Source organism: Peribacillus sp. NPDC076916, from assembly GCF_050269675.1.
Classification (GTDB): domain Bacteria; phylum Bacillota; class Bacilli; order Bacillales; family DSM-1321; genus Peribacillus; species Peribacillus aracenensis.
In genome coordinates, this window is sequence record NZ_JBNNIU010000005.1 from 133,210 (window position 1) to 145,092 (window position 11,883).

Here is an 11,883-nt window from a genome sequence, read left to right on the forward strand (position 1 = left end):
CATTATTTTAAATATGTGCCTGATGCAACTGTCAACATATGAAAAACTAAAGAAATTAAAGCTATTACAATCGTTATGATTATTGCATTCCTTCTTTTGGCGAGCGCCAACTTTTCCAAACTAAAACTGAATAGGATTAAACTGACAATGTAAAACAATTCAAATTCGGCCATGAAGGTGTGAAGGATGGAATTTTTATCATGCACGAGTAAGGATAAGCTAGTAAATGTCGTTTCCTTGCTCTTGACCAATAATGAGATTATTGCATTAACACCAGATCCAATGACGATGCATATCCCAGCATTTATGACAGCTTGGCAAATCCCTTTAATATTTACGGGTCTTTCTTTTAAAACTAAAAATAATAGGCACACAATTAATATTTGAATGATGAAAGTGACAAATAATCCCAGAGCCCCCATTACAATTGTGTTAATGGCAAAACTCATGGCCCCAATCTCTGAAATGGACATGCCATTTAATACATTCATCCCTTTTTGATCCGCAGAATATAACAAAAGCGTCGTTTCGATACCTGCGATTAAACTGAGTAGTAATAACGAAATTATTAACTTATGAACTCTATCCTCTTTTTTAAAAAGATATTGTACTAATTTATTATTATTAAATTCAGCATTTGCTTCCATTTTTAATTCCATTGGTATTCCCCCTTAATTATTTTCGTAGAGTTTATTGGAATGGTAATGCTTCTTATTTCATCATTCACGAGTACGACCGCTGATTTGTACTGGGAAAAATTTTTATAGAAAAGTGAGATGTTATCATGATCCATTTCAGCCTTAGAAATCTCATAGATTTCAAGTGGAGAGGTCAATCCTGTTTTTAGTATTTTTGATAGACTTTCTTTTGCACTAAAGAAAATTTCATTATTTAAAAGACCTTCACTATCCTTAATCATCTTTTTCTCGGATTTAGTTAAATAGGTCTCTAAAAATTCAGAATCAGTTTTCGTTTTTGTTTCTATATCGATTCCCATTGGATGCAGTTGATCAAAAATCAGTATTCCGAATGTTTTATCCGTATGAGCGATGGATATACCCATGTTCATGTTCATTAATAAGAACAGGTTATTAACAATAATCGGCTGTCCAAAGACTCCTTTCAACAGTGATACATTCTTTATTTCATCCAAACCTATATCTAAAAACTCCATAATTGCTTTTTTTCCAAAGTACAAACTTTTCTTTGCTTCGATGGTTCTTTTGCCATTTTGCAAATTAAGATAATTCCATTCCTTTTCGTTGAAAATATCATCCATATAGTCCAAATTAACTGATTCCGCTTCATAAAACTTGATGCAAGATTTATAAATCTTTTTCTTATTCATAAAATATTCAATCAATTATAATTTTCCTCCTCTCTTTTTTTCTGGAAATCCGCAGATTTTATCCATTTTTTCCCTCAAAAATTTCTTTTTTTAAACAATTATTTCATTTTCTAGGTTAATTATTACCTATTATCATTATCGATAACACTTTATCACAAGAATTTTGCCGAGTCCATTAAAAATTTGTAAATTATCTACATTACATAATAACTTTACCAATTTTTATTATTTTTCCTCTTTAGTAATATTTTCATAGGGAGTTTAGTATTAAATAATTTAGAAAATATTACATTAAATGAAAAAAATACTAATTAAAAAAAGCCATATTTTATTTTTCACTATAATTTGTGAAAAATAAAATATGGCTTAAATGCGGTTCGATCATTTTGGTTGTTTCGTAAAAATGTGCATTGCCTTTTTTAATATCTCATTCTCTTCCTGTAAATCTTTAATTATTTTATCCTTTTCCTCTTTCTGACTGAGACCTGAAAAACCAATACTGGAGTCCGCCAGGCCTTCTTCATTTGCTTCTTTATAGATGTTGACCCAATTTCTTAATGTAGGTGTCGAGATATTAAGTTCTTCAGCCAATTCCCTAGGTTTTCTGCCTTCTTCCAATACTAATCGAGCAGCATAAATTTTAAAATCTCTATCATGGTGCTTCCCCATAATAAGACACTCCTTTTTTAAATTTATTTAGTGCCGATTTTCTGTACTTCCTTTATATACTTTTCTAATATAACGACTTTCATAAATTATATTTCAACCTATTAACCAAAACGGAATTGATCGCTATTACGATCATTAATATTATGAGCGCTCCCATCATGGGCTGGACACTGAACCAAACCAAGCCAAAATGAATGGATGTAACCACGATTAATAATGGCAATCCATAAAGCAGGCTAATTAATACATTGGGGTTTGATTTAATGGCAGCAGATGGGTTCTCCCATTCTATACTTGGATTTTTCATATCATATAATGGTGTTAGAAGATTATAGCAAACCACTAAACAAGAAGTAATTAATAACATGACTGCAGTTTCCATTTCCCAATAACCAAAAAGTGCAAATATCATAAAGCTGATCAATACGGCTATAATCCCTATTATTGATGAAAATATCACTTTAGAAAAATAAACATATTTTTCATCAAAAGGGGCACTTTTCAGTAAATAATGATATTTTCCTTCTCTTGAATATGGGGTTCCGCTTATATTATTTATACAACACAAGAAAAGGATCGAATATGAAAAGTATTTATCAAAGACTCCCTCTTTCGTTATATTCAAATAATTCGGGAACACTTCATTCTGAATCAGCAATAACATGACCAGTGAAAAGACTGGCGGCAATAAAAGGCCTAAACCGATTTGCATCTTAAAATATGCTTCAGACTTAATGATCCATATCTCTCTTTGTAAATAGTTACTCCATTGATTTTTTGATATATTAACCTTTGAGTTTTTCATATTCGCTTTGTTATTTCCCAATAACCCGTTTTTAAAATAATTAACGGAAATGTTTTCTATAATAAATGAATACAATAGGAAACCAATTACTAGTATCGAAATATAAATAATTATAAATTGAACTGTTATTTCATTTGATACAAAGGCATCCAGTATCCATTTAATCACCGGAATCATATTTGCGGTTTCAAACATATGTCCCATTATGAATTGCAACGAGTTTTTTAGACCTTCAATAGAATTCATATCTATTTCCGAGATGACCTTTGAAAGGGCAATGGATGATTTTCCAGCAAAATATACAATGGAAATAATCGCAAGCATGAGGAAGACAACAATGTTCACAAGTAAGTATGCTACTTTATTTTTGAATCTATAATAATACCTATTAATGCACGATAAGATAAAAAGCAGGAGCAAAGCCGTCAAACCGTTGACAATCGGTAAAAATATGAATAATTTAAACGCTTCCATAAACTTTAGATCGACTATCAAGAAGCCGATTGTTGGCACCTGGATTGCCATTGATAAGATGATGGGGACCCATAAACTACTTAATACCTTAGCCCTTGATATTTCTTTATAGGTGAGTGGCAGAGCCGCCAATACTTTAAATTCATAATAAGCAAATATTTGTGATGTGGACAAATAGCAAACCAATGCAAAGACGAGAATGCTGGAAATCGTTACATTATAAAACAGGAAGACCTCGGTATCTCCAAGAAAATAAACAAAGGCATTTACGACAGTCAGCTGCAAAAACATATAAAAAGCGGCTATTATCAGTACAGCCTGCAACATTGTCTGCTTGGGCATTTTATAGAAGGAAGAAATGAAAAATCTAGTTAACTGAAGTTTTTCCTTCATATACCTGAGCCTCCATAAAGGTAGATTCTAATGAACTTTCACCTATTATATTTTGTATTTCATCATGCAGGATGATTTTCCCCTCTTTTAAAATAGCCACTGTATTACAAATTTTCTCTGCCACATCCAGCAGATGCGTCGAGAAAAACACTGTACCGCCCGTTTCAACATATTGTTTGATTAACCCCTTAAAAACTAAAACGGCGTTTGGATCTAATCCATTTAACGGTTCATCCATAATGATGATCGGGGGATTAATGGTAAAGGCCGCTATCAGGGATACCTTATGCATCATCCCATAAGAATAACTTCCCATTGGCTTTTTAATGGACTCCTGCATCCCAAACCGATTGATATATTTCCCCAAACGTTCTTTGTCATCATTTCCATATAGGTTCATCAAGAAACGGATCCAATCAAATCCCGAAACATTGTTAAAAACATTGATAGTATCAGGGATGAAGAAAAATTGTTTTTTATATTCTATGCCGTCTTCTTTGGTCAGGCCATTTATTTCAACCTTTCCATTTTCAGAATCTAAAATGCCCGTAATAATGTTCAGCGTCGTCGTTTTCCCTGCACCATTTGCCCCTATAAAACCTAAGATTTCCCCTTTTTTGATTTCTAGATTTACACCATTCAAAATCTTCTTGGCCGAGTAGCTTTTCTCTAAATCTGTGATGCTTAACAAAGTTATCATCCTCCCATCACTTCATGATTAACACATTTCCATCCCCAACTTACTCGTTATTGAATTTCTTTTTTGAAATCCATATGTTCGTTACCAATATCGTTACTGCCGTTAACGCAAGTGCCGCTATTGCACCCCAAATCGCCTGTGAATTGACTGTGCCTAAAATCAGTACTTCCATGGCATGTTTACTCATGCTTGCCGGATTCATATTGTCTATAACCGGACTTAACCCAACTATGATTCTACAGCCGAGGAGAAATACTATCGAAATTAATGCAATAATACCCTGACTATTAAAAATGGTACTGATCATCGTCGTGAATGAAACGATAAATAGGACCCACAGCAGATAGAACAGCAAAGCCACTACTAAATCCGCAAAATCAACACTTGTAAACAAAAAAACTACATACAGATATGAAACCAAATATCCCAATGCTACACTGCAGGCAACAAACAGATAATTGGAAATGATTTTCCCGCTTATATAAGCTCCAACCGTCACTGGCCTTGTAAGAATGAAAGCCAGCATTCCATTCGCTTTATCGGATTGTACGACTCCCATCATGGAAACGATGATGATCATGACCCCTAGCTGATCGAATTGAGACCCCAATGTACTAGCAAGAACTTCGCCGCCTTTTTGGGCAGCCATGCTTGGGTCAATGGTAATCCCTTGGCCCCCGCCCAGTGCCTCTAATATTGAAGGTAAATAATAGCTTACGACTGGTTGAGTTATTCCTAAAAATATAAATACAAGCGGCAGCCAAATCACTTTATATTCACGTAACATCTGAACAAATTCCTTTTTAGCTAAAACGGCAAAATTATTCATTTTTCCACCACCAATTTTAAGAATATCTCTTCCAATGTATCGTTATCTATTTCGAACCTTACAAGATCAACATTATGCTCCAAAGCATTCGCCAGTAACATATTCTTGTTTGACTCAATATTTTCCACTTCAATCTTCAATTTATTTCCCATTACCTCTACACCTTTGACAAAGTTCAAGCTTTTAACGTTTTCAATCCATTTTTGACTTTTAGAGGTTATGTCGACATTGATTTTATTTCCGCTATTCCTATTTAATAATTCCGACATAGTTGTGTCCTCAATTTTTTTACCACTTTTTATAATGACAAACCTCTCACATATTTCTTCTGCATCGCTTAATATATGCGTCGATATTAAAATTGTCGTATCTTTCTTTATCTCTTTTATGATATTTAACACTTCTCTCCGGCCGATTGGATCCAATGCAGAAACCGGTTCATCCATGACAATCAATGCCGGTTTATGTAACAGCGCCTGTGCAATTCCAAGCCTTTGTTTCATTCCGCCTGAAAAAGTCCGCACCTTGGAATTCTCTTCCCCGCTCAACCCCACTTTCGACAATATCTCAGGAATGCCGCTTAATAATTCCTCCCTCTTGATACCTGAGAGCTGGCCCATGAAAGTGAGGGTTTCTTTGGCAGTCATCCATTGAAAGAAGTTAGGGTATTGTGGTAAATAGCCTATTTCCTTTTTCATTTTTGAAATTTTCTTACCATCAAGCAATACTTCTCCCATACTTGGATCTATTATGTCTGCAATCACTTTTATTAGTGTCGATTTACCAGCCCCATTTGGCCCTATCAATCCAACACATTCCCCTGATTGCAGTTCCATTGAAAAATTATTGACCGCTGTTTTTTCTTTGAATTTTTTTGTAACATTTTTAATTTCTAATTTCATATTCTTTCACTGTCCTTTCTTCCAATAACGAAGTACAGAATTGGACCGATAGTATTTGCAAAAATAATGATGAGTGTCCACAATAAAACATTTTTCCTCGTCTTTCGATTTCTGTATAAATCAATTAATGCTATAAGCACTAAAATCATCCCAATAGCAATTACCGGTAAAACAATCGGCAGAATCGACATGAAATCAATATCTTTCAATTCATTCCATCCATAATGCAATTCCATATATACCACTCCTTTGAAAACGAAATATTATTATCATTATCGATAATGATAACATGAAAAATGGAATTTTGCACCTGTTTTTTTCTTTAATAAAATATTGTTTTAGTTTTTATTGTTATTTATAATGATAATATTATCACAATGAATAATAATAAAAATATAGTGTTATTTATTAAATTTCATTTCATGAAGACATTATTTTTTTACACTTATTCGAAAAGGCTTATGATTTACTTCGAAAAAATATTTCTGTAATATTATTTTTCGAACTGTGTCATTTTTATTTAAATGAAAGTGATTCAATCATTACAATTTATGATGAATTAAACTTATTATTCATGACCAACATTAAAATTGATTTAAGATTATCCAGTTATAATTTCCAATGTGAGGAGAATAAGATGATTAATAAAGCTGAAATTTTAATGCATCCTGTAAGAATAAAAATTACCCAAGCTTTAATGAGAAACAGGGAAAGTGGCTTAACACCATTGGAAATGTTAAAAATCATTAAAGATGTACCCCAAGCAACATTATATAGACATATACAGGTTCTGTTGGATTCAGGGGTCATTCGCATTGTAAAAGAAAAAAAAGTGAGATCCGTTTCCGAAAAATACTATGTTTTAAATGAAGAAGAAGCGCGACTTAGCGGGGAAGAATGGAAAAAATCTTCTAATGAGAAAAAGGTGAACTATTTTTCTTATTATCAATTATCCCTTATGACTCAATATCAAAACTATCTAACTAAATTAGAAGAAAGAGACTGCGCGGAAGATGGCTCAACCTTTTCCCTTTTAGAACTAAAGCTTGATGATGAAAGCTTTATTAACTTCCAAAATGAATTGAACGATTTAATGGTAAAATACTACAAAGCTACGAATCAAAGTGCTAAACAAGACTCTCCTATTCGAACAATCGGCGTCACAATTATTCCAGAATCATAAAAAAAGAAGAGGCTGTTCCAAAACCACGGACTCTAGAAAGGTGAATTCTTATAGAAGGAATCGTATTATCTATTCAACCAATCAGGTTGCAGTATCCGTTTTGAAACAGCCATACATCATGGAAGAAAATCTAAAATGGGCTTAACCACCCTTTTTTGGTCAGATTAAAAAGTGCCATACCCGCTGTCAGCAGCTCCCCAATGCTTCCTTGATGCTGCTGTATACTTCGCCCCACAGGTGCTTTTCTTCAGCAAAAGCTGCAGTTATCTTTTTAATAACTGCTTTTTGCTCTGCCTCGAAACGCTCATCATCCTTGGCCGGCAGGTCAGACCTCAACTCCATCACATACTCTTGTACCTTTGGTGCACGAGGCCCCCAAACAGCTTTTTCTTCACCATTCTTATCAATGAATATAAAAATGGGAATCGAACGCGCTGTTCCATTCGTTAAGTATTGATCCATCAGTTCTAGATTTTGATCTCGTAAAACCATGCGAGTTTCAATATTTGCCGCTTCAGATATATTCAACAATATAGGAATATTCATCATCGCGTCCCCGCACCAGTCTTCAGTAATGACAATGGCTCGAAGTTCCTTCGTCTTTAATTCATCAAAAAAACCTTGGTCCTCTGCAGAAATGGTAAAACCCTCCTGAATCGATTGTAAGTTTTCTTTATGAACTTTCATCGAAGCTACAAATTCTTTAGCAGGAATCCCCTTTTCAAACCATTCATTCAGTGTCGTCATACTATTTCTCCTAACTATTTTTACATTTAAAGTACCATAAAACACTTATTATTTCATTGTTTCCCACACTTTAAAAAAATGACAAATCGGTAAATTAAAACCATGTTTTTCTTTCCCGTGTAAAGGGAAAACTCTAAATACATTCAATAGCTTGCTAACTACCTATTATATATTCATTAAATCATTGTATTTTAGTTTAGGAGATGAAATTTTGTGGAAGGCTTTCTCTTTGCACTACTCCCTGCATTGACATGGGGCAGCTTAGTGCTTGTTTCCGAAAAACTCGGGGGCAACTCTTATAATCAAACACTTGGCATTACAATCGGTTCATTACTGTTCGCCATCATGATGTCTTTCATCAATCCGCCGGAATGGAGCAGTCTAGTGTGGATTGTCGGCATCATTTCCGGGATAGGCTGGGCATTCGGGCAGTTATTTCAATTCAATAGCGTCAAGGAAATCGGGGTATCGAAAACCGTTCCAATCTCAACAGGACTGCAAATTCTAGGAAATGCATTTTTTGCGGTTATCATTTTCAGGGAATGGAATGACAGGATGACAATCATCATCGGCATTGTTGCAATAATCTGTTTGATTACAGGTGTCTTGCTGACGAGCTACGGCGATGGTGATAACAAAAAAGCAGGAAGCATGAAAAAAGGGGTTTTTCACCTTGCCATTTCAACAGTGGGTTATGTTACATATGTCATTGTTATCAGATGGAATGAAGTTGACGGATGGTCGGCGATCCTGCCGCAAGCAATCGGCATGTTCCTGGCTGCCGTGCTCCTTTCCATCAAACATAAACCGTTTAATAAATATGCTAGGCGTAATATCCTAACCGGATTGATGTGGGCAGTCGGTAATATCGGTCTCCTGCTCGCTAATCCAAAAGTGGGCGTTGCCATCTCATTCTCATTTTCCCAAATGGGGATCGTCATTTCCACTTTAGGCGGCATCTTTCTTTTAGGAGAGAAAAAATCCAAAAAGCAAATGGCCTTCGTCCTCATCGGGTGTGTACTCGTAATTGCTGGCGGAGTTATGATCGGCTTTACAAAAGAATAGTCAGGGAGCGATAAATGATGTATAAAGATTTAGAGAAAAAAGTGGTAGTCATTACTGGGGCTGCAAAAGGGTTGGGAAAAGCCATGGCCGAAAGGTTCGGTAAAGAAAAAGCACATGTCGTATTAAATTATCACACTGAAAATGACGACCATAAGCGAATCATCAAAACGATTGAAGCTGCTGGCGGGAAAGCAGCAGCGATTCAAGGTGACGTTTCGAAGGAAGCGGATGTGAAGAAATTGCTTTCATTCGCTGCTGAAACCTTTGGTACGATTGACATCATGATCAACAATGCTGGTATTGAAAATGAAGTGGCCAGCGAAAAGTTGACTCTGGAAGATTGGCAGAAAGTCATCGATGTAAACCTAACGGGGATGTTCCTCGCAAGCAGGGAAGCAATCAATTACATGCTCGATCATGGTATCAAGGGCAATATCATTAACATGTCATCCGTTCATGACCGGATACCTTGGCCTCATTTTGTCCATTATGCAGCAAGTAAGGGCGGAGTGAAGATGATGACTGAAACACTTGCACTTGAATATGCCCCTAAAGGGATTCGCATTAATAATATTTCACCTGGTGCAATCGACACACCCATCAATGCCGAAAAGTTCAATGACCCAAAAGCTAAACAAGAAGTCATCGACCTGATTCCGATGGGATACATCGGAAAACCGGAACAAATTGCCGCTTGTGCCGCTTGGCTTGCGTCCGCAGAATCTAGTTACGTAACGGGAATGACCTTATATGCTGATGGCGGAATGACCAAATATCCTGGATTCCAAGCAGGAAAGGGCTGAACTTAACTAATGAAAATAACCACTCCATCACGAACTTGGGGTGGTCATTTTCATGAATATCATTAGAGCTCTATCTATATGGATTGCTGAACCATGACCCTGAGCGGATTTATCAAAAAGTCTTTTAGACCCACTTCTTTAATGGCGGTATGCTTTGAGGGAACTTAAACGCATTGTATGGATCATATCTCGTTTTCACTTCCCTAAGCCGTTCGAAATTTCCTCCATAATACGCAGTTGGCCAATCTTTGATTAGAGTATCCGGCCAATTCACGTAGTCACCGATAGTAAATGGCGACAAGGCATGCTTCAGGTCCTTGATCCAACGAATGTTTAGCCGTTCTTCTTCTGGATTGGCCCATGTAGCCTGATACTCCTGGGCGATGATGGCATCGCGATAATAAAAAGCCGTATCCTTTGGACCTTTAAGGCCCTCCACTCCTCCCAGGGATTGGTGCCAAATGGCTGCATTTTCATTTGGAGCATTTTCTAAAAAATGTTTCATGGTCATGATTGCTTGCTGTGGAAAAGCTTTTTCAATGAAAGATCCTGACCTCTTTCGATACGCCGGTTGGTTTCCAGCTGGATAATCAAAGAATCTTACGGCTTCAATGTATGGAACTTCCTTTATCATGACATTTATTGGTGAACCAGTTTTTGTCAAAGGCTTTAATAGCAGCTTCAATCTATTTGACGTTCCAACAAATTCACCTTGAGCAATAATTTCGTTTGCTTCCTTTGCCTTGAATTCTATTTCTGAAGTTAAGCATTCATCAGCTTGAGGGGCCCAATCCTGCCAGGCTTCAAATACCGCTTCGAAATCTTCCCACCCCCATGTGACGGAGAAAATGGATACCCTTGATACGGGGTGTACCCTGAAAGTAAGAGAAGTGACTATGCCAAAGTTCCCCCCTCCTCCCCCGCAGCATGCCCAAAATAAATCACTATTGATTTTCCTATTTGCTTTAATGAGTTTGGCGCCCCTCTTTCCACACGCCCTCACCATTTCTATTTCAAGTAGATTGTCACAAGTAAGTCCAAAGCGCCTCGTTAACATACCTATACCACCGCCGAGCGTAAGACCTACAACACCAACACTGCTTTCGGTACCAGCTGGAATCGTCGTGCCATAGTTCCATAACGTATTATATACTCTCCCTAAATCAGCTCCGGCTTCAATTTTTGCGATCATTTTTTCACGATTGACCTTGATATTGTACATTTCACTAATATCAATGACTAGACCGCCATTCACTAATGAAAAATTTTCATAACTGTGCCTGCCGCTCCTAACCCGGAAAGGTGCATGATTTTCCCGGGCCCACTTCAATGAATTCAACACATCATTGGAATTTTGACAAAACACAATAACCTTTGGGAATTTAGCAAAACTTAAGTTATTATTTATCCTGGCATGCTCATACTCAGCATCATTAGGTGTAACGATACGCCCGGTAAGCTTTGTTCTTTCCAAAAAGATGACCCCTTCCTCGGGTAAATATGTTACATCCTATGAAAAAACCTAGCAGAAAGATACATTCCCCCTGCTGACAATTCCTTGTAATGGTGTCAAACTAGCTCTACTCGTTATTTTTGAAGTTTTACTCATAAATTTCGCTGTTTTACTCGTGAATTCCGCTACTTTACTCGTGAATTCAACGGTTTTACTCGTGAATTCCACGCATTTACTCGTAAATTCAACAGTTTTACTCGTGAATTCCAGCTTTACTCGTGAATTCAACGCATTTACTCGTAAATTCAACGGTTTTACTCGTGAATTCAACGCATTTACTCGTGAATTCAACAGTTTTACTCGTGAATTCAACGGTTTTACTCGTGAATTCAACGGATTTACTCGTGAATTCAACGGTTTTACTCGTGAATTCCAGCTTTACTCGTGAATTCAACGCATTTACTCGTAAATTCAACGGTTTTACTCGTGAATTCAACGCATTTACTCGTGAA

The 11,883-nt window shown here is 36.3% G+C and carries 15 protein-coding genes; 3 read left to right on the forward strand and 12 right to left on the reverse strand.

The genetic code is table 11. The features are described from left to right. Positions 1–2: 2 nt before the first annotated feature. The 8 genes from ACQKFG_RS17375 to ACQKFG_RS17410 all read right to left on the reverse strand — a co-directional run bounded on the left by ACQKFG_RS17375 (position 3) and on the right by ACQKFG_RS17410 (position 6,356). Positions 3–659, reverse strand: coding sequence for a hypothetical protein (locus tag ACQKFG_RS17375; protein ID WP_192207821.1), 657 nt, complete (start codon positions 657–659; stop codon positions 3–5). Continuing rightward, positions 650–1,363 (reverse strand): 4'-phosphopantetheinyl transferase family protein, encoded by a 714-nt coding sequence (locus tag ACQKFG_RS17380; protein WP_427561053.1) that lies wholly within the window; start codon positions 1,361–1,363, stop codon positions 650–652. The genes ACQKFG_RS17375 and ACQKFG_RS17380 overlap by 10 nt, the downstream gene beginning before the upstream one ends. 366 nt (positions 1,364–1,729) lie before the next feature. Then, positions 1,730–2,017 carry a transposase gene (locus ACQKFG_RS17385; protein WP_192207819.1) on the reverse strand — a complete coding sequence of 96 codons (288 nt, stop codon included), beginning with the start codon at positions 2,015–2,017 and terminating at the stop codon, positions 1,730–1,732. Positions 2,018–2,096: 79 nt separating this feature from the next. Next, entirely contained in the window at positions 2,097–3,689 is a 1,593-nt protein-coding gene (locus ACQKFG_RS17390) for a hypothetical protein (protein WP_427561056.1), read from the reverse strand. Beyond that, on the reverse strand, positions 3,664–4,380 hold the full coding sequence (locus ACQKFG_RS17395; protein WP_179891015.1) for an ABC transporter ATP-binding protein: 717 nt from the start codon (positions 4,378–4,380) through the stop codon (positions 3,664–3,666). The genes ACQKFG_RS17390 and ACQKFG_RS17395 overlap by 26 nt, the downstream gene beginning before the upstream one ends. Positions 4,381–4,429: 49 nt before the next feature. After that, entirely contained in the window at positions 4,430–5,218 is a 789-nt protein-coding gene (locus ACQKFG_RS17400) for an ABC transporter permease (RefSeq protein WP_192207816.1), read from the reverse strand. Then, positions 5,215–6,120 carry an ABC transporter ATP-binding protein gene (locus tag ACQKFG_RS17405; RefSeq protein WP_342615032.1) on the reverse strand — a complete coding sequence of 302 codons (906 nt, stop codon included), beginning with the start codon at positions 6,118–6,120 and terminating at the stop codon, positions 5,215–5,217. Before ACQKFG_RS17405 ends, ACQKFG_RS17400 begins: the two co-directional genes overlap by 4 nt. Then, positions 6,117–6,356 carry a PLD nuclease N-terminal domain-containing protein gene (locus ACQKFG_RS17410; RefSeq protein ID WP_192207814.1) on the reverse strand — a complete coding sequence of 80 codons (240 nt, stop codon included), beginning with the start codon at positions 6,354–6,356 and terminating at the stop codon, positions 6,117–6,119. The genes ACQKFG_RS17405 and ACQKFG_RS17410 overlap by 4 nt, the downstream gene beginning before the upstream one ends. 401 nt (positions 6,357–6,757) lie before the next feature. Here ACQKFG_RS17410 and ACQKFG_RS17415 point away from each other — a divergent pair, with 401 nt between their 5' ends. After that, complete coding sequence (locus tag ACQKFG_RS17415; protein ID WP_192207813.1) at positions 6,758–7,303, forward strand: helix-turn-helix domain-containing protein; 546 nt, start codon at positions 6,758–6,760, stop codon at positions 7,301–7,303. A gap of 186 nt (positions 7,304–7,489) precedes the next feature. Here the strand turns inward: ACQKFG_RS17415 and ACQKFG_RS17420 are convergent, their stop codons facing one another. Next, entirely contained in the window at positions 7,490–8,050 is a 561-nt protein-coding gene (locus tag ACQKFG_RS17420; RefSeq protein ID WP_192207812.1) for a thioredoxin family protein, read from the reverse strand. Positions 8,051–8,263: 213 nt separating this feature from the next. Here ACQKFG_RS17420 and ACQKFG_RS17425 point away from each other — a divergent pair, with 213 nt between their 5' ends. Beyond that, positions 8,264–9,115, forward strand: a complete 852-nt coding sequence (locus ACQKFG_RS17425; protein WP_427561062.1) for a GRP family sugar transporter — start codon at positions 8,264–8,266, stop codon at positions 9,113–9,115. A gap of 17 nt (positions 9,116–9,132) precedes the next feature. Next, the gene (locus tag ACQKFG_RS17430) at positions 9,133–9,918 is read left to right on the forward strand and encodes a glucose-1-dehydrogenase (protein WP_427561065.1); all 786 of its coding nucleotides are present in this window, start codon (positions 9,133–9,135) and stop codon (positions 9,916–9,918) included. 124 nt (positions 9,919–10,042) lie between these two features. Here ACQKFG_RS17430 and ACQKFG_RS17435 read toward each other — a convergent pair whose 3' ends face one another. From ACQKFG_RS17435 to ACQKFG_RS17445, 3 genes are read right to left on the reverse strand one after another with little or no spacing between them, the layout of a single operon-like run. Beyond that, positions 10,043–11,392 (reverse strand): FAD-binding oxidoreductase, encoded by a 1,350-nt coding sequence (locus tag ACQKFG_RS17435; protein WP_427561067.1) that lies wholly within the window; start codon positions 11,390–11,392, stop codon positions 10,043–10,045. A 48-nt stretch (positions 11,393–11,440) separates the two neighbouring features. Beyond that, on the reverse strand, positions 11,441–11,659 hold the full coding sequence (locus ACQKFG_RS17440) for a hypothetical protein (RefSeq protein ID WP_427561069.1): 219 nt from the start codon (positions 11,657–11,659) through the stop codon (positions 11,441–11,443). Further along, on the reverse strand, positions 11,625–11,825 hold the full coding sequence (locus ACQKFG_RS17445; RefSeq protein WP_427561072.1) for a hypothetical protein: 201 nt from the start codon (positions 11,823–11,825) through the stop codon (positions 11,625–11,627). The genes ACQKFG_RS17440 and ACQKFG_RS17445 overlap by 35 nt, the downstream gene beginning before the upstream one ends. Positions 11,826–11,883: the final 58 nt, after the last annotated feature.